This window comes from Microbacterium sp. NPDC088619, from assembly GCF_044752825.1.
Classification (GTDB): Bacteria; Actinomycetota; Actinomycetes; order Actinomycetales; family Microbacteriaceae; genus Microbacterium.
This window is the reverse complement of sequence record NZ_JBIVLZ010000001.1, coordinates 1,138,516-1,155,037: the sequence shown is the minus strand read 5'-3', so window position 1 is coordinate 1,155,037 and position 16,522 is coordinate 1,138,516. Positions and strand designations below refer to the sequence as shown.

Here is a 16,522-nt window from a genome sequence, read left to right as displayed (position 1 = left end):
GCCGGGGGCATCTCTTGTTCTCGGGCTGGATCAGCTCCGCGACTGTCCGTATGAGCCCAGCTGGCGCGTGGACTCGACGACGCGAGCGGCCATGGCCGTCTCGGCGATCTTGCCCCAGGCGCGCGGGTCGTACTGCTTCTTGTTGCCGACCTCGCCGTCGACCTTCAGGACGCCGTCGTAGTTCTTGAACATGTAGTCGGCGATCGCCCGGGTGTACGCGTACTGCGTGTCGGTGTCGATGTTCATCTTGATGACGCCGTTGGCCACGGCGAGGGCGATCTCGTCGTCGGTCGATCCCGAGCCGCCGTGGAAGACGAGGTCGAGCGGCTTCGCGCCGGTGTTGTACTTCGCGGCGACCTGCTGCTGGATCTCGCCGAGGAGCTCGGGGCGCAGCTTCACTCCACCCGGCTTGTACACGCCGTGGACGTTGCCGAACGTGAGAGCGGCGATGTAGCGACCCTGCTCGCCGAGGCCGAGCGCCTGCACGGCCTGGTCGACGTCGGCGAAGGTCGTGTAGAGCGCGTCGTTGGATCCCTCGTGCGCCACGCCGTCTTCCTCGCCGCCGACGACACCGATCTCGACCTCGAGGATCGCGTTGATGTTCTTCATGCGGGGAAGGAGATCCTTGGCGATCTCGATGTTCTCCGCGAGCGGGACAGCCGAGCCATCCCACATGTGCGACTGGAAGATCGGGTTGCGCCCGGCCTTGACCTCGTCTTCGGAGGCGGAGATCAGCGGCTCGACGAATCCGGCGAGGGCATCCTTCGGGCAATGGTCGGTGTGCAGCGCGACGGTGATCGGGTAGTTCTTCGCGACCTCGGTCGCGAAGCGGGCGAAGGCGAGTGCGCCGGTCGCGCGTGCCTTGACCGTGTGGCCGGCGAAGTAGTCCGCTCCACCGGTGGTGACCTGGATGATTCCGTCGGAACCTGCCTCGGTCAGGCCCTGGAGGACCGAGTTGATCGTCTGCGAGCTGGAGACGTTGAAAGCCGGGTACGCGAAGCCGCCGGCCTTCGCGCGGTCGAGCATTTCGGCGTACTGATCCGGGGTGGCGACGGGCATGAGAACTCCTGCAATTTGGGAAGCCGGGACAGCAGTCACTCTATCGGGGCTGACTGTCGGATGCTGTCGGAGCCGACCCTCCGACCACCTCCTCCTGCGCCCACGTTAAGAATCGCACTTCCTTCGCTGGCACCAGGTCGAAAACAGGCGTTTCAGACCCGTCAGATGATTAGGCTGACCGCATGGTTAGTCTTACAGCGGATCTGAGCCCTCTTCGTCCCGATCGAAACCTCGCGATGGAGTTGGTGCGGGCCACTGAGGCGGCCGCGATCCGTGCTGTCCCGTTTATCGGTCGTGGGGCGAAGGAAGCGGCCGACGGCGCGGCCGTCGATGCCATGCGGGCCTTCCTCGGGACCGTGGCCTTCCAGGGGCGGGTCGTGATCGGCGAGGGCGAGAAGGACAACGCGCCGATGCTCTTCAACGGTGAAGAGGTCGGCACAGGCAGTGGCCCGGAGTGCGACATCGCGGTCGACCCGATCGACGGCACGTCGCTGACCGCGGCGGGGCGTCAGAACGCGCTCTCCGTCATCGCGGTGTCCGATCGTGGATCGATGCTCGACGCCTCCAGCGTCTTCTACATGGACAAGCTCGTCACGGGCCCCGCCGGCGTCGGAGTGGTCGACATCCGCCTTCCGATCGGCGAGAACATCCGCAAGCTCGCGGGAGCTCTCGGAAAGCCGGTCGACGAGATCGTCGTATCGGTGCTGAACCGCCCGCGTCATGAGCAGCTGATCCAGGAGATCCGGGATGCCGGCGCCGGCACGCGACTGATGAGCGACGGTGACGTCGCCGGTGGCATCAACGCTGCGCGTCACGCCGCCCGCACCGACATGTGCGTGGGCGTCGGAGGCAGCCCTGAGGGAATCGTCACGGCGTGTGCCATCAAGGCGCTCGGCGGGCACATCCAGGGGCGGCTCTGGCCTCGCGACGACGATGAGCGCCAGCGCGGCATCGATGCCGGCCTCGACATGGATAAGGTCTACGAAGCCAACGACCTCGTGCGCGGGGACAACACGATCTTCGTCGCAACGGGCGTCACGGATGGTCAGCTCGTGGCCGGGGTTCGCCGAGAGGGTGGGTACATCTACACCGAGAGCGTCGTGCTGCGCGGCGCATCGGGGACCCTCCGGAGGATCGCCTCGGAGCACCTCGTCTCGAAGTGGCTCTGAGCGCCGGGACCTGAGCGAGTCGGTCATCGTTACCGACCCGGTACCGCCGTGCGCAGCGCCGAGCCGAGGTTTCTCGCGCGTCCGTGTCACAATTGTCACTGGATTTGTCGCCGTCGACGGAGCCGCCAGGCACCGCAGGCACAGGAGGGCAGACCGATGACAACGCAGCACACGAATGGTTCCAAGGCCGCGCCGACCAAGATCGTGACGACGCCCACCGGTCGAATCATGCGGATCAACGTCGATGAGGCAGGTGTGCCTCTTCCAACGGGTGCTCCGGCGCCGACCGTGGTCAAGACCGCTGTCACAGACCCCGCTCGCCGCGCTGACGTGCTGTTCCGAAAGCGCCTCGATGAGGGGCATGAAGTCAGCTCCTGGTGGATGATCGGCGCTTTCGTCGTGACCAGCGGCCTCGTCATCCTTCTGCTCAGCGGCGTGCCGGGCGTCGCCTGACCTCAGTTCCGAGTCTCGTCGGGCTCGACCGGCAGGAAGCCCGACCCTGTCTGCGCCGGCACTTCGTAGCCGAGACGAGAGCGGACATCTCCGACGTCTGCCTGAAGCGACGAGTCCGTGTCTGCGGGCGCGTCCTCGGCGTGATGCGGCTGCGGGTGGAGAGCCTTCTCCGAGTCGATCATGAGCTCTGGTGCGGTGAAGCGCCGAGTCTGTGCGGTGACGGCGGGTGGGGCCGAGTCGAGCGTTGACGCGCTGATCCCGGGGAACTGCCGAGCAGTCACGAGCACCCGGCTCTCGAGCGAGCCGGCGAACCTGTTGTAGCTGTCGACCGTGCGCTCGAGCGCACGGCGCAGATCGTCGGCGTGACCGGCGAGCACTCCTAGCCGGTCGTACAGCTGCGTTCCCAAGTTCAGAAGGGCGCGTGCTTCGGTCGAGACCTCCTGCTGCGTCCAGCTATAGGCCACGGTCTTGAGCACCGCCCAGAGATTGACGGGCGATGCGAGCGCCACCTTCCTGCTGAAGGCGTAGTCCAACAGCGTCGGGTCCTCGTCGATGGCCGCCGCGAGGAGCGACTCGCTCGGCAGGAAGCAGATGACGAACTCGGGGCTCGCGTCGAGACCCGACCAGTAGGCCTTCTTCGCGAGTGCGTCGACATGGGCGCGCACGGCCTTCACATGCTTCTGCATGTGCGCACGCCGCTGGGTCTCGTGGGCGTCTCCCAGCGGCAGCGCAGAAGCCTCGAGATAGGCGTCGAGCGGCACCTTGGCGTCGACCGCGATCGACGTGCCGCCGGCCAGGCGGATCACCATGTCAGGGCGACCCTGACCTCGGTCCGACGAGATGGTCGACTGCAGGTCGAAGTCGACGTGACGGATCAGTCCTGCCGCCTCCACGACGCGGCGCAGCTGAGTCTCGCCCCAGACGCCGCGCGTGGCGGTCGACCGCAGCGCTCCGGCGAGCGACTCCGTCGTCGACCGCAGCGCCTCGTCCGACTCCTGTGCTCGTCTGAGCTGCTCCGCGAGGGAGCCGAACTGCGCATGCCGTTCCTGCTCGATCGCCGAGACCTTCTGCTGCATCTGCTGCAGGCTCTCGCGAACGGGGGCGAGAGCCGTGAGCACCGCATTCTGCTGCTGCACCCGCTGTGCCTCGGCTCGCTGCTCGAGTCGCGCGTGCTCGACGGCATCCCGGTACAGGTCGTACTGCCGGTCGCGATCGTCTCGGGCGGCTGCGAGCTCTGCCTCGGTGCGGGCGAGATCTGCCGCACCACGCGAACCACGGAGGAACCACCCCATTGCGGCGCCAGCCGCGAGCGCGGCCAGGAGGAGAACGAGCGTGAGAGCATCCATGTGCTCCATGATGCGCTCGGCCACGGACATTCGTCGGGTGCGACTCAGGCGACCGCGCGCTCCAGAGTGGCGACGACCGGTTCGGTCACCCGCAACTTGAGCACATCGGCCAGGGAGAAGACGTCCGAAGCACCGTTCCTCTGCGCGGCATCGATGATGATGTGTGCGCAGGCGAGCGCGTCCGCGAGCGCGTCGTGGTGCGAGAAGCCGGTGAAGCCGGCAGCCTCGGCGGCTTTCGGGAGCCGGTACGACTCGAGGTCGTAGGTCTTGCGTGCCACCTGCAGGCTGCACAGCGAGCGATACGGCGGGCAGTCGCCGCCGGTGGCTTCCGACGCGCGGCGCAGCACGTTGAGGTCGAAGCCAGCGTTGTGCGCCACGAGCACGTCGGCGCCCGCGAAGGCGCAGAGGCGGTCGAACTGATCCGCCCATGTGGCGGCGTCGAGCACGTCGTGCGCGCGGATGCCATGGATCTTCGTGTTCCACTCCTGGAACTCGTCGTGCCCTGCGGGCGGGCGGATCAGCCATCCGGCTGTCGCGACGATCCGGCCATCGCGCACACGCACGAGGCCGACGGAGCACGCCGAGGCGGGGCTGGAATTCGCCGTCTCGAAGTCGATAGCGGTGAAGTCCAATGGCACATCCCCACTCTCTCCCGGCATCCGATACGCCCCAGGAGGACTCGCCGTAGGCTGGCGACATGAGTACCGACCGAGCGACATCCTTCGGCGCCGAGGCCGCGAACTATGAGGCCGGAAGGCCCGAGTACCCCTTCGAGGCGGTCGCGTGGATGCTCGAGCGCATGGCGCACGGAACGCGCCGAATCGTTGACGTCGGCGCGGGAACGGGCAAGCTCACCAGAGTGCTGGCCCAGGCTCCGGATGCCGAGGTCGTCGCTGTCGACCCTGATCCCGAGATGCTCGCCGCCCTGCGCCAGAGCGTCCCCGGGATCCCGACCTTCCAGGGTTCGGCCGAACGGATGCCGTTGCCCGACGCGAGCGCCGATGCCGCCGTTCTCGGCCAGGCATGGCACTGGGTCGAGCCGGTCGCCGCGTCCGCGGAGATCGGACGGGTCGTCCGCACCGGGGGAGTGCTGGGGCTGATCTGGAACATCCGCGATGAGCGAACGGACTGGGTGCGCCGCTTGACCGACATCATGCACAGCAGCCCGGCGGAGAACCTGGTGAACGGTCCTGGCACCGCAGGGCCGCGCATCGAAGCGCCGTTCGGCCAGGTCGAGACGGAGCGCTGGGAGTGGACGCGGTCGATGACCAGGACGCAGTTGCACCAGATGGCGCTGTCGCGCAGCTACCTGATCGCCGCGCCCGCCGAAGAGCGCGAGGAGATCCTGCGGCAGATGGACCGACTCTTCGACGAACTCGGCGTCGCCGACGGCACGATCGAGCTGCCCTACGTCACGCACGCGTTCCGCGCCGTGCGGGACTGAGTGGCCGCCAGCGGCATCCCGCAGGATGGTCGCACCCACGACCGGTAGACTCCTACCCCGTGGCTCTCACTATCGGAATCGTCGGCCTGCCCAATGTCGGCAAGTCCACCCTCTTCAACGCTCTGACCAAGAACGACGTGCTCGCGGCGAACTATCCGTTCGCGACGATCGAGCCGAACGTCGGGGTGGTGAACCTGCCCGATCCGCGTCTCGACAAGCTCGCCGAGATCTTCGGCAGCGAGCGCATCCTGCCCGCTGCGGTGTCGTTCGTCGACATCGCGGGTATCGTGCGCGGCGCGAGCGAGGGCGAGGGCCTCGGCAACAAGTTCCTCGCGAACATCCGCGAGGCGGACGCCATCGCGCAGGTCGTGCGAGGGTTCGCAGATGACGACGTCGTGCACGTCGACGGAGCCGTCAATCCGGCATCCGACATGGAGACGATCAACGCCGAGCTCATGCTCGCCGACCTCGAGACCGTCGACAAGGCGATCACGCGGTACGAGAAGGAGGTGCGCGGCAAGAAGATCGAGCCCGTCGTCCTCGAGACCGCCAACGCGGCCAAGGATGCTCTCGAGCGCGGTGTGCTGCTGTCCGTCGCCGGCATCGATCTGACACCCATCCGCGAGCTCGGACTGCTCACGGCCAAGCCGGTCATCTTCGTCTTCAACGTCGACGAGGGCGTGCTCACGAACGATGCCCGAAAGGCGGAGCTCGCCGCGCTGGTCGCTCCTGCGAAGGCGATCTTCCTCGACGCGAAGATCGAGTCCGAGCTGATCGACCTCGACCCCGAGGATGCCGCGGAGCTGCTCGCGTCGACCGGTCAGGACGAGTCCGGTCTCGACCAGCTCGCCCGAATCGGCTTCGATACTTTGGGTCTGCAGACGTACCTCACGGCTGGCCCCAAAGAGGCGCGGGCGTGGACGATCCCCAAGGGATCCAAGGCACCGCAGGCCGCCGGCGTCATCCACACCGACTTCGAGAAGGGCTTCATCAAGGCCGAGATCGTGTCGTTCGACGACCTCGTCGAGACCGGCTCGGTCGTCGAAGCCCGCTCCAAGGGCAAGGCCCGCCTCGAGGGCAAGGACTACGTCATGCAGGACGGCGACGTCGTGGAGTTCCGCTTCAACAACTGAGCGCTCTGGCGGCTCACCGACTCGCAGCGTCTATATTGGCTTCGCAGTGATCAGTTGCGAACGGAACGCATGTACGAGGAACGTCACCCTGACTCGCGTGTGCTGGAGTGTGTGTGGCAGGCGCGGGCGACGCGAGATGAGCGCTACCTCGTCGCGGCCGTCGAGTACTGGGATCTGTGGTTCGCCCGCGAGCCGGATGGTGAGATGCTCGCCGGCCTGACAGGTCCGACCCTGGGGCACCGCTGGATCCGCTCGACGGTCGGCGAGCACAGCTGGGGCATCCAGCTGAAGGCTCACGCGGTCCTGCCCGGAGTGAGCAAGCTGCTCCTGCGCGGCGGCGAGCAGCACCTCGCCGTCCGAGCGGGGAAGGTCACAATCGGGCAGCATGCACTACCGTTCCCGGAGTTCGAGGACCTCGAGAGCTTCACTGATCGTCTTCTCGAGCTCGACGTGCTGCGCGATGACGAGCAAGTCAGGCGGATGCTCGGCGGCGATGACGTGGGCTACTCGGAAAGACACCGTCAGCGCCGGGTCCGTGCCGTGACAGGGCTCACGCGCAAGCAGATCGAGCAGTTGTCGCGAGCGCGTGAAGCGTTCGCCCTGCTGTTACAGGGCGTCCCGCCGACGGAATGCGCTGCGCGCTGCGGTTTCGCCGACCAGGCTCACCTGACTCGTTCGTTGAGGGCCTTCCACGGCCAGACGCCGGCCCAGGTGCTGTCAGGTCGATGATGGCGGAAATATTCAATACCGAGGCAGTCACCCGGTGGTGGACTGAGGGCATCGCATCCATCACCAGCAGAGGAGCAGACGATGTCCATTCCCGCCGCCCCCGAGGGCTACGCCACCGTCAACCCGTTCATCATCACGACGGGCGCCGAGGATCTGACCCGGTTCGTCATCGACGTCTTCGGCGGCGAGGAGCGTGCCGAGGCACGCACCGTCGATGACGACGGCCTTCTGCTTCAGGCCGAGGTGAGAGTGGGCACGACCACCATCATGCTCGCGGAGCGCAAGCCGGACTGGCCTTTCACTCCGAGCCTGCTTCAGATCTATGTCGATGACCTCGACGCCGTACTCGAGCGGGCTCTCGCGCGCGGGGGTCGTCTGGTCACGAAGCCCACCGACTTCTTCGGCACGCAGTTCGCTCGGGTGCAGGATTCGAGTGCGAACCTCTGGTGGATCTGGCAGCACGGTGATGCGGTCTGGGACGCCGATGACAGCGGGAGCGAGTGGACGGCAGAGGACGGGGATCAGGGATGGGGTGAGATCTCGCCCGAGCTCGCCTACATCCATGACACGCTGCTCGAGGCGATGACCGCCCTGCGCGATCCCAAGGCCTGACAAGCGCACCGCCGACAGATGCGCGGGTCCTGTCAGCTCCGTGCTCATCGCGCTCGTGGTGGCACCGCACCCCACTGCCGGTGATCGATATCGGTCCTCTCTGCGTGCCGGAGTATCGGGTTCCCGCGGACGCATAGTCCCCAGAACAGCACGCGTCCGCAATCGAGACACTCCACGAAGCTGACGATCGTGTACATCAGCTCTGACTCGAGCAGAGGGATCATGTCCTCGAGCGGAACGTCACCCCGCAGTTCGTGCATCCGGCCGGCGCGGACCCTGTCGATCAGCGCCTCCGTCGTCGCGTCGATATCCCAGGGGAGCGCGCCGACGCCGGGTACCCCGACCGAATCGCAGGTGTCGCAGTCGTCCACGGGTCCAGTCTGGTCGATGAGGCGGTCTACCCGCGACGCTCGACGTCCTGACTCAGGATCTCGGGCCAGGCTTCGACCTCTCCCGGGGTGCGTGCGACCGTCAGGGTAGCGTGCGGGAGCAACACCGCGAGAGATTCGGCGGTCGCCAGCGGATGGCCCGGATCATCCACCCACGCCAAGATCGTCGTCGGCACACCGATTCGCGCCACGGCCTCAGGGCCAGGGAGGTCGCTGAGTGCCGCCCCGCGAAGCAACGACGGCAAGAGAGCGTCGGCGACGTCGGGCCATGTCTCCGGCGCACCGACGGTGGCCGGGGGTGGAACTGATCCCCGCGTGGCGGCGTGGAATGCTTCCACACCCACAGACTCGATGAGCTCAGCCGCTGCTCGGTAGTGCGCGGCCTGACTGGGTCTGGTCTCCCACGCGGTGGGCGGCACCATGAGCGTGAGCCCGGTGAAGCGGTCCGGCTCGATCGTCGCAGCATGCAGGAGAGTCGCTGCGCCCATGGAGGGGCCGACCCCGTGGACGCGTTCGCCCGGGAACCAGTGATCGAGCAGTCGCAGCAGATCCTCAGCGAGGTTCTCCCAGCGATAGTCCTCGGGGATCTTCCGCCCGGTCGATCGGCCATGGCCCCGGGCGTCGTATCGCAGCAGTCGAGTTCCGCTGAGCCCTCGACCGAGGTCGAGGTTGAGCACCCGGTCGCGGGCGCGACTCGATGTGAGGCCGTGCAATTGGACGACGGGGTGTCCGCCTTCATCGCTCAAGGCCACAGCCAGCTCGGCTCCGGGTACCTCGAAAGTGGGCATCAGGCTCCTCGATCGGTGGCTGACCGCGTCGGGTCGGGCAGCCGTGGAGTTTTCAGGTTATCCGGGGCCGATAAGGTACTGCCCATGCGACTGACCAACGTCACGCACCTCCGCCTCCCGTTCGGACGGCTCTGGGGGTACGACGTGAGCGCGTCTGCGCTCGGGCGGCGCCTTCCTGTGTCGTTCGATCAGCGACTCCATGTCGGGGCAGGCGACCGACCCGGCTCGTGGATGGCGTTGTCCTTCCGGTTGCCTGCGCAGACTCGTCGTGAATCGATCGCCGATGCCTGGCTGGCGGTCGTCGCCCGTCATGGAACGCTGCGATCGGCATTCGCGCCAGGCGCTGATGGCGATCCGGTGCTCCACGAGATCGAGATCGGCCCCGGAAGCTGGGCCGAGCATCAGGTCGGCCCAGGTCAGACGGTCAACGACGCGTTGCGGGACATTCTCGACACCGCGTGCTCGCCCTACCGGCATCCTTCGCACCGGCTGTGCGTGTTGGAGACGGCTGCGGGGCTCACTGTCGTGATCGCAGCGGACCACGCGCACGTCGACATGTGGTCGATGCTGGTGATCGCGCGCGACCTGCTGGCCGCGCTCGACGCGGGAAGGGTCGGCGCGAAGCCGATGCCGAGTCCGGCACCCGCCTTCGTCGAACACACGCAGGCTCTGCTGGATCGAGATGCTGCGCCAGACCACGTGCGTCAGCGCTGGAAAGACATCATCGAGGACAGCGGTGGTGTGATGCCACAGTTCCCATTGCCCCTGGGGGCGCCCGAGTTGCATCGCGAGCGCGTGGAAGTGCGCGATGTGTTCGATGTCGACGACGCCGCAGCGTTCGCTGCACAAGCCCGTGACGACGGAGTCTCGACCCTCGCACGCGCAGTGGTCGCGATGACCTCGGTGACCCGCGAGATGGCGGGTGCCCCGCTACGAGCCGTGTTTCCCGTGCACAGTCGCTTCGAGGACACCTGGCATGACTCGGTCGGCTGGTTCATCACCAACTCCGTCCTCGAGTCCGACGTCGCCGAACCGCGCGCAGCGGCGGCGGCGGTGAAGGAGGCGGTGCAGCTCGGTGCGTGGCCGCTCGCCGACGTACTCGCTCCGTGGGGCGGCATGCCCGTGGCTCCCGGGATGTTCGCGATCTCGTGGCTGGACCTGCGCAGGCTGCCCGTGCGCATCGACTCCGTCGGGCTCGACGCCCAGTACGTCAGCGCTGCGACCGACACGGACGGCGTCATGCTGTGGTTCATCCTGGATGAGTCGGGTCTGCACCTGCGATGCCGTTATCCCGACACCGTCGAGGCTCGCGCCAACGTCGGCGGATGGCTGGATCTGCTCGTCGCCAGACTGCAGGCGGATGCGCGGTCGTCAGTGCGTGGACGGGTGCAGGTCGACGGTCGAACCTTCCGGATCGAACGCGCGAGCCGCGACGATATCGAGGCCATCGCAGCGCTGCTGTTCGATGACCAGTTCGGCTCGGACCGCGAGAGCGTCGAGCTCGAACGATATGAGGCGGCGTTCAGCGCGGTCGCTCGCGACAGTTCCAACTACCTGGGGGTGGTGCGCGACAGTACCGACCGCATGGTCGCCACGATGCAACTGACCGTCATCCCGGGCCTTTCCCGCGGCGGTTCGACCCGATTGCAGATCGAGGGACTGCGGGTTGCACCAGGGGAGCGGTCACGGGGCCTGGGCACGGCGATGCTCGAGTGGGCCCACGAATTCGGTCGGGCACGTGGGGCCCGACTGGCGCAGGTGACCACCGATGAAGCACGGGATCGGACTCGCGCCTTCTATGCCCGACTCGGATATCAGACGGCCCACGTCGGGCTGAAACGGCACATATAGCGGCGTACGCTAGGCGTGCCGCCGACCGAAGGACTTCGCCGTGTCTGACCACAACGAGCACATACCCGCCCCGGACGAGCCGTCAGTCCCGGAACTCGAACTCGACGAGACCGTCGCGCCGCGACCGGAGGAGGAGATCGCCGATGTCTTGCGGACGAAACCCGACCTCGAAGACCGCAGCGATCATTCCGAGTGATAAGGCGTCCGGAGCGTCGACAACTGACGACTGCAGCCGTCGGCGTCTGCGACGCCGCGGACTCTCGCTACGCGACGAGCGTGTGCGGGTAGTCCGCCCCACGGCCCTGGAAGCTCAGGATGCTGGGGTTCTGGATCACTCCGTCGCGGATCTCGATCGCGCGGGTGAGTGTCGAGTTCTCGGCCCATGCTTCGGGACCGGAGAGCACCGTGCGGAGGAAGGGCAGCAGAGCCTCGCTGATGTCCCAGGTCGCTGAGTTCCACAGGTACGACGGGCTGTGATCGACGGCGTAGTAGTTGACGCCCTGTCCTACCGTGAACATCGGTTCGTCGAACGTCGTCGGGGTAGCCCATTCGAAGCCCATGCCCTCGTCGCAGGAGACGTCGATGATCAGGCTTCCGGACGCGAATCGGTCGAGGTCCTCGGTCCGCAGATACGTCAACGGCGCTGCGACGTCCTGCAGTGTGCAGTTGACGACGATGTCGTATGTCGCCAGGAAATCGGGGAGGAGCACGGGGCCGTCCTCCGTCTCGACGGTGCTGAGGTGCGTGGGCCCGTCGTCGGTGTTGAGCTGAGTCAGATGAGAGTTGTGGATGGGGGAGCCCACCGCCGCGGCACCGCGCTGCGTGAGGACTTCGATGTCATGGACTCCGTGCGCGTTCAGCGCGGTCACCGCGCCTCGTGCCGTCGCGCCGAAGCCGATGACGACGGCGCGTAGTCGCGGGCCGTAGTCGCCGGTCAAACCGACCAGGCTCAGAGCGTGGATCACGGAGCAGTAGCCGGCCAGCTCGTTGTTCTTGTGGAACACGTGCAGACTCATGTCGCCCTGCGATGTCCAGTGGTTCATGGCCTCGAAAGCGATCAGTGTCAGACGGCTGTCGATGGCGGTCTGAGTGAGGGACGCATCCTGTACGCAGTGCGGCCACCCCCAGAGGATCCGCCCCGCGGCGATCTCGGCCACATCGGCGAGCTGCGGCTTCGGCAGCAGAAGAACATCGGCCGAGGCGAGCACGTCTGCGCGATCGGTGACGCGTCCCACCCGGGATTCGATGTAGCCGGGCTCGAGCTGGAAGTCCGTGCCGTACCCGTGCTCGACGATCATGCGGGAACGCACATCCGCATCGATCCGGTCCAGGTGACGGGGATGAATGGGGAGGCGTCGCTCGTTCTCCATCGAGGAATCGGCCAGCAGGCCGAGGGTCAGAAGCCCCGATGCCGAAGCGGAGGTGGAGGTGCGTGCAGTGGACGAGCGTGTCGTGTCAGACAACGGGTTCCCATCTTTGGGGAACCAAGGTCAGCTCCTGCCCTGACTCTACGCCCTTGAGCGAGTGCGGGGTCGCGAGCGGGTCCGACCTCCCCGGACCCGCTCGACTACGCTTGATGTCGACCCCTGACAGCCGAACGAGGAGCCGCGCGCCCATGACCGATACCCAGATCTTCGAGCCAGAGGGCCGCGCCATCCCCTTCGTGGACGAGGGAGACGGCCCGGTCAAGCTGGTTCTGATCCAGGAGCAGGGGCTCGCTGCGGACGTTCTGGGCGTCGCCGCGCATTACCTCGCCGAGGAGGCGGGCTTCCACGTGCTGCGGATCGGGCACCGGTCGAAGCCCGAGGCCACGCTCGACGAGCGCGTCGACGACGTCATCGCCGTGATCGATCACGTCGGCATCGAAGACACCTGGTTCGGCGGTCATGGCTTCGGCGGGACGATCGCACGGGCGCTGGTGGCAGCGCACAGCGATCGGGCCAACGGCCTGCTTCTGCTCGGGGTCGAGGACGTCGACATCGCGGTCGCGCCGTCGATCCCGGTGCTCATCGTGCAGGGAACCGAGGACACGGAGACCCCCGCGGCGAACGCCGAAGCGCTGCAGGCGACGATCCCCGACCGATCGAGCATCAAGACGATCGCCGGCGACCACCTGTTCCCGATGCATCACCCGATCGAGACCGGTGTGATCATCGAGGAATACCTGGACTGGGACTGACCCCGATGGCAGCACCTGGCCGCACAGTCGTCGTCGCGATCGACCTGCAGGCCGGGGTGACACCCGGATGCTTCGACGAACAGGGAGTGCTCTCCCGCGCCGCAGTCCTGGTCGACAGAGCTCGCGCGGCCGGAGTGCCCGTCGTCTGGGTGCATCACGACCCTGTCGGCGTGGGTACCCCTGAGTGGGATCTGGCGTCTCCGCTGCGCCGCGCAGACGGCGAACCCCTCGTTCGTAAGGAGTACCGGGACTCGTTCGCCGACACGACTCTGCGAGCGACGCTCGACGAGCTGGGGGCGACGCACCTGGTGATCACCGGCGCGCAGTCCGACTTCTGCGTCCGCACCACCATGCAGCGTGCGGCGGCGGAGGGCTACGACGTCACCCTCGTGAGCGATTCGCACACGACGGTCGACACCGAGTGGGACGGCGTGCTGATCTCGGGCGAGCAGATCGTCGCGCACACCAACATGTACTTCTCGGGACTGCGGTATCCCGGGCAGGAGTTCGGGATCGCCACCCATGATCGGGTCCTGCTCTGACGAGGGGCACGCCCTATCCTGATCTCGTGACCCAGTACGCCGCACCCGCCAAGACGAATCTGCTCGCGCTCATCGGTTTCATCGCCGCTTTCATGATCCCGCCGGCCGGCATGATCCTCGCGGTCTTCGCACGTCGTCAACTCGATGCGCCCGGCAACGCCGAATCCGGCCGCGGGCTCGCACGCTGGGCCATGGTGATCGGCATCCTGGGCACGTTCGCCCAACTCGGCTTCTTCATCCTGTGGTTCTCGGTGTTCTTCCAAGCCGTCGGCTGAAGCTCGGCAGCGCGGTGAGGTCCTTCCCGCCTGAGATGATGGTCTGATGACCGCCACCCTCGTCGCCCAGAAACTGGCGGGCGGCTACGGCCACCGCATCCTCTTCGAGGGGCTCGATCTGACGGTCGCTCCCGGAGACGTGATCGGGGTGGTCGGTGCGAACGGAGCAGGCAAGTCGACACTGCTCCGCCTTCTCGCCGGCGTGGATGCACCGATGGGAGGATCGATCTCGCTCGCACCGACCGATGCGTTCGTCGGTTGGCTGCCCCAGGAGCACGAGCGAGTGGAAGGTGAGACCGTCGCGGAGTACATCGCGCGGCGCACCGGCTGCGCGACGGCGACCCGTGAGATGGATGCCGCCGCGGCGGCGCTCGGCGACCCGACGCTCGCGCCGGCGGGCACAGACCCTGCCGACACCTACTCTGAGGCGCTCGACAGGTGGCTCGCGAGCGGCGCAGCCGATCTCGAGGAGCGCATCCCTGCGGTGCTCGCCGACCTCGGGCTCCCGAGCGGGAGCGGTGTCGCCGACGATGCGCTCATGACCGGGCTGTCGGGTGGTCAGGCCGCCCGTGTCGGCCTCGCCGCACTGTTGCTATCCCGCTTCGACATCGTGTTCCTCGATGAGCCGACCAACGATCTCGACCTCGATGGTCTCGACCGACTCGAAGCTTTCGTCCGCGGACTCCGTGGGGGTGTCGTGCTGGTGAGTCACGACCGTGAGTTCCTGGCCCGCAGCGTGACCCGAGTGCTGGAGCTCGATCTCGCACAGGGCTCGAATCGTCTCTACGGGGGTGGGTACGACGCCTACATCGAGGAGCGCGCGGTCGTGCGACGCCACCTGCGGGAGAAGTATGACGAGTTCGCCGACAAGAAGGCCGATCTCGTCTCCCGCGCCCGCACGCAGCGAGAGTGGTCGAGCCAGGGTGTGCGCAACGCCATGAAGAAGGCGCCGGACAACGACAAGATCAAGCGCAAGGCATCGGCCGAGTCGAGCGAGAAGCAGGCGCAGAAGGTGCGCCAGATGGAGAGCCGGATCGCGCGCCTCGATGAGGTGGAAGAGCCTCGCAAGGAGTGGCAGCTGGAGTTCACGATCGGCTCGGCGCCTCGGTCGAGCAGCGTGGTCTCGACGCTCAGCGGTGCGGTGTTCCGGCAGGGGTCTTTCGCCTTGGGGCCGCTCTCGCTGCAGATCGACGCCGGGGATCGGATCGGGATCACCGGTCCGAACGGTGCGGGCAAATCGACGCTGCTTCGAGCTCTGCTCGGGCGGCAGGCGCCGGTCGAGGGCATGGCGAGTCTCGGGAGCAGCGTGCAGATCGGCGAGATCGATCAGGCCCGTTCGCTGCTCATCGGTGACGCGGCGCTCGCGGACGCGTTCGAGGCTCTCGTTCCGCAGCTGTCATCGGCAGAGGTGCGCACCCTCCTTGCCAAGTTCGGTCTGCGCGCCGACCACGTCACTCGACCTGTCGGTGCCCTTTCTCCGGGAGAGCGCACCCGGGCGGCGCTGGCGCTGCTGCAGGCGCGCGGCGTCAATCTGCTGGTGCTCGACGAACCCACCAACCATCTCGATCTGCCGGCCATCGAGCAGCTGGAGCAGGCGCTGGAGTCCTACGCGGGCACCCTGCTTCTCGTGACGCACGACCGGCGGATGCTGGAGGCCGTGCACACGAACCGCCGGTGGAGCGTCGAGAACGGCCAGGTGAGCGAGCGCTAGGGCTCAGCGTCCCTGACGCTTCTTGTACGGCTTCGGCTGCCCCTTCACGATGGGCGCGCGGCCCTTGCCTTTGGAGGCCTTGGCCTTGCCACCAGCCGGGCCCGCCGTCTTCGGCGCAGGCGGGGGAGCAGCGGCGACTGTCGCCTGTGCTTCGGCGAGGAACAGCTGGCCGACGTTCGTCAGGCGCGGCGTTCCCTCGCGGTTGATCAGAGCGTGCCCCACCTCGTCCTCGAGCTTGTCGAGAGAGGTGTAGAGCGACGCCAGAGGGATTCCCAGCTGCTCGGCGGCTCGGGGGAAGTGCAGCGTCTCGGCGAGGACGACGTAGCGACGGAGCAATGCCAGCTTCATGCGGGTGAACGATCCTTCTGGATCCGCGACGATCGCGGGTCTCCGTCTAACCTACGCGAGGCGGATGCGAGCGAGCCCCGGGCGCACGGATGCCGCGGCTCGATGAGCCGCGGCATCCGGTGATTCTCGTTCAGGCCACCTGCGGAAGGACCGCGAAGGAGACGGAGCCTTCGTCGTCGACACCGGCGTCGAGCACCTTGTCGTCGAGCGCGGCTGCAGCGGTCTCGTCGAGGAAGAGACGGGTGCCAGACACCTCCACCACCTGGTCCTCAGGTTCGGGGTCGGGAGTCACAAGGACCGCGAGTCGTGCGCCTCCGTCCGGTCCGGCAGCGGGCGTGGAGTGAATGCGAAGGCCTGCGTCGGTGGCGTCGGTCTGACGGCTGACGAGAGTGTTCACGATTGCGGTGGCGTTATCGGTGAGGGTGAGCACGAGACTCTCCTTCCGGTTGCGGTCACGACGCGGGTGCGGCGTGTCCGGGCCACGATTCCCCACA

The 16,522-nt window shown here is 67.1% G+C and carries 20 protein-coding genes; 12 read left to right on the top strand and 8 right to left on the bottom strand.

Annotated features, from left to right (window positions below; translation table 11 throughout):
* Positions 1 to 30: 30 nt before the first annotated feature.
* Complete coding sequence (fbaA, locus tag ACIP5T_RS05885) at positions 31 to 1,059, bottom strand: class II fructose-bisphosphate aldolase (protein ID WP_400861413.1); 1,029 nt, start codon at positions 1,057 to 1,059, stop codon at positions 31 to 33.
* Between the two features lie 182 nt (positions 1,060 to 1,241).
* On the opposite strand from fbaA, the gene glpX reads away from it, so the two are divergent.
* Together glpX and ACIP5T_RS05875 are read left to right on the top strand one after the other, a co-directional pair.
* A complete protein-coding gene (gene glpX, locus ACIP5T_RS05880; protein ID WP_400861410.1) occupies positions 1,242 to 2,228 on the top strand; it encodes a class II fructose-bisphosphatase in 987 nt (328 codons plus the stop codon).
* A gap of 156 nt (positions 2,229 to 2,384) precedes the next feature.
* The gene (locus ACIP5T_RS05875) at positions 2,385 to 2,681 is read left to right on the top strand and encodes a hypothetical protein (RefSeq protein WP_400861407.1); all 297 of its coding nucleotides are present in this window, start codon (positions 2,385 to 2,387) and stop codon (positions 2,679 to 2,681) included.
* Between the two features lie 2 nt (positions 2,682 to 2,683).
* Here the strand turns inward: ACIP5T_RS05875 and rmuC are convergent, their stop codons facing one another.
* Both rmuC and ACIP5T_RS05865 read right to left on the bottom strand, forming a co-directional pair.
* Positions 2,684 to 4,027 (bottom strand): DNA recombination protein RmuC, encoded by a 1,344-nt coding sequence (rmuC, locus tag ACIP5T_RS05870; protein WP_400864623.1) that lies wholly within the window; start codon positions 4,025 to 4,027, stop codon positions 2,684 to 2,686.
* Between the two features lie 44 nt (positions 4,028 to 4,071).
* On the bottom strand, positions 4,072 to 4,665 hold the full coding sequence (locus tag ACIP5T_RS05865) for an exonuclease domain-containing protein (RefSeq protein WP_400861404.1): 594 nt from the start codon (positions 4,663 to 4,665) through the stop codon (positions 4,072 to 4,074).
* A 59-nt stretch (positions 4,666 to 4,724) separates the two neighbouring features.
* Here ACIP5T_RS05865 and ACIP5T_RS05860 point away from each other — a divergent pair, with 59 nt between their 5' ends.
* From ACIP5T_RS05860 to ACIP5T_RS05845, 4 genes are all read left to right on the top strand, one after another.
* Entirely contained in the window at positions 4,725 to 5,471 is a 747-nt protein-coding gene (locus ACIP5T_RS05860; RefSeq protein ID WP_400861401.1) for a class I SAM-dependent methyltransferase, read from the top strand.
* A gap of 59 nt (positions 5,472 to 5,530) precedes the next feature.
* Positions 5,531 to 6,604, top strand: coding sequence for a redox-regulated ATPase YchF (gene ychF, locus ACIP5T_RS05855; RefSeq protein ID WP_056376106.1), 1,074 nt, complete (start codon positions 5,531 to 5,533; stop codon positions 6,602 to 6,604).
* Positions 6,605 to 6,673: 69 nt separating this feature from the next.
* Positions 6,674 to 7,333: a helix-turn-helix domain-containing protein gene (locus ACIP5T_RS05850; RefSeq protein ID WP_400861399.1), complete on the top strand. Its 660-nt coding sequence runs from the start codon at positions 6,674 to 6,676 to the stop codon at positions 7,331 to 7,333.
* Between the two features lie 81 nt (positions 7,334 to 7,414).
* Positions 7,415 to 7,945 carry a VOC family protein gene (locus ACIP5T_RS05845; RefSeq protein WP_400861396.1) on the top strand — a complete coding sequence of 177 codons (531 nt, stop codon included), beginning with the start codon at positions 7,415 to 7,417 and terminating at the stop codon, positions 7,943 to 7,945.
* A gap of 44 nt (positions 7,946 to 7,989) precedes the next feature.
* Here the strand turns inward: ACIP5T_RS05845 and ACIP5T_RS05840 are convergent, their stop codons facing one another.
* Together ACIP5T_RS05840 and ACIP5T_RS05835 are read right to left on the bottom strand one after the other, a co-directional pair.
* On the bottom strand, positions 7,990 to 8,316 hold the full coding sequence (locus ACIP5T_RS05840) for a hypothetical protein (RefSeq protein ID WP_400861394.1): 327 nt from the start codon (positions 8,314 to 8,316) through the stop codon (positions 7,990 to 7,992).
* 26 nt (positions 8,317 to 8,342) lie between these two features.
* Positions 8,343 to 9,122 (bottom strand): alpha/beta fold hydrolase, encoded by a 780-nt coding sequence (locus tag ACIP5T_RS05835; protein ID WP_400861392.1) that lies wholly within the window; start codon positions 9,120 to 9,122, stop codon positions 8,343 to 8,345.
* Between the two features lie 84 nt (positions 9,123 to 9,206).
* Between ACIP5T_RS05835 and ACIP5T_RS05830 the strand changes: the two genes are divergently transcribed.
* Entirely contained in the window at positions 9,207 to 10,973 is a 1,767-nt protein-coding gene (locus ACIP5T_RS05830) for a GNAT family N-acetyltransferase (RefSeq protein ID WP_400861391.1), read from the top strand.
* A 40-nt stretch (positions 10,974 to 11,013) separates the two neighbouring features.
* A complete protein-coding gene (locus ACIP5T_RS05825) occupies positions 11,014 to 11,169 on the top strand; it encodes a hypothetical protein (protein WP_400861389.1) in 156 nt (51 codons plus the stop codon).
* A 67-nt stretch (positions 11,170 to 11,236) separates the two neighbouring features.
* Here ACIP5T_RS05825 and ACIP5T_RS05820 read toward each other — a convergent pair whose 3' ends face one another.
* On the bottom strand, positions 11,237 to 12,343 hold the full coding sequence (locus ACIP5T_RS05820) for a N(5)-(carboxyethyl)ornithine synthase (protein WP_400864620.1): 1,107 nt from the start codon (positions 12,341 to 12,343) through the stop codon (positions 11,237 to 11,239).
* A gap of 245 nt (positions 12,344 to 12,588) precedes the next feature.
* On the opposite strand from ACIP5T_RS05820, the gene ACIP5T_RS05815 reads away from it, so the two are divergent.
* The 4 genes from ACIP5T_RS05815 to ACIP5T_RS05800 are packed head-to-tail and all read left to right on the top strand — an operon-like array spanning position 12,589 to position 15,680.
* Entirely contained in the window at positions 12,589 to 13,152 is a 564-nt protein-coding gene (locus ACIP5T_RS05815) for an alpha/beta fold hydrolase (protein WP_400861386.1), read from the top strand.
* A 5-nt stretch (positions 13,153 to 13,157) separates the two neighbouring features.
* The gene (locus ACIP5T_RS05810; RefSeq protein ID WP_400861384.1) at positions 13,158 to 13,694 is read left to right on the top strand and encodes an isochorismatase family protein; all 537 of its coding nucleotides are present in this window, start codon (positions 13,158 to 13,160) and stop codon (positions 13,692 to 13,694) included.
* Between the two features lie 26 nt (positions 13,695 to 13,720).
* Positions 13,721 to 13,969: a DUF4190 domain-containing protein gene (locus ACIP5T_RS05805; RefSeq protein WP_400861382.1), complete on the top strand. Its 249-nt coding sequence runs from the start codon at positions 13,721 to 13,723 to the stop codon at positions 13,967 to 13,969.
* 46 nt (positions 13,970 to 14,015) lie between these two features.
* Positions 14,016 to 15,680, top strand: coding sequence for an ABC-F family ATP-binding cassette domain-containing protein (locus tag ACIP5T_RS05800; RefSeq protein ID WP_400861380.1), 1,665 nt, complete (start codon positions 14,016 to 14,018; stop codon positions 15,678 to 15,680).
* A gap of 3 nt (positions 15,681 to 15,683) precedes the next feature.
* Here ACIP5T_RS05800 and ACIP5T_RS05795 read toward each other — a convergent pair whose 3' ends face one another.
* A complete protein-coding gene (locus ACIP5T_RS05795; protein WP_400861378.1) occupies positions 15,684 to 16,028 on the bottom strand; it encodes a LysR family transcriptional regulator in 345 nt (114 codons plus the stop codon).
* 130 nt (positions 16,029 to 16,158) lie between these two features.
* Positions 16,159 to 16,458: a Fe-S cluster assembly protein HesB gene (locus tag ACIP5T_RS05790; RefSeq protein WP_400861377.1), complete on the bottom strand. Its 300-nt coding sequence runs from the start codon at positions 16,456 to 16,458 to the stop codon at positions 16,159 to 16,161.
* Positions 16,459 to 16,522: the final 64 nt, after the last annotated feature.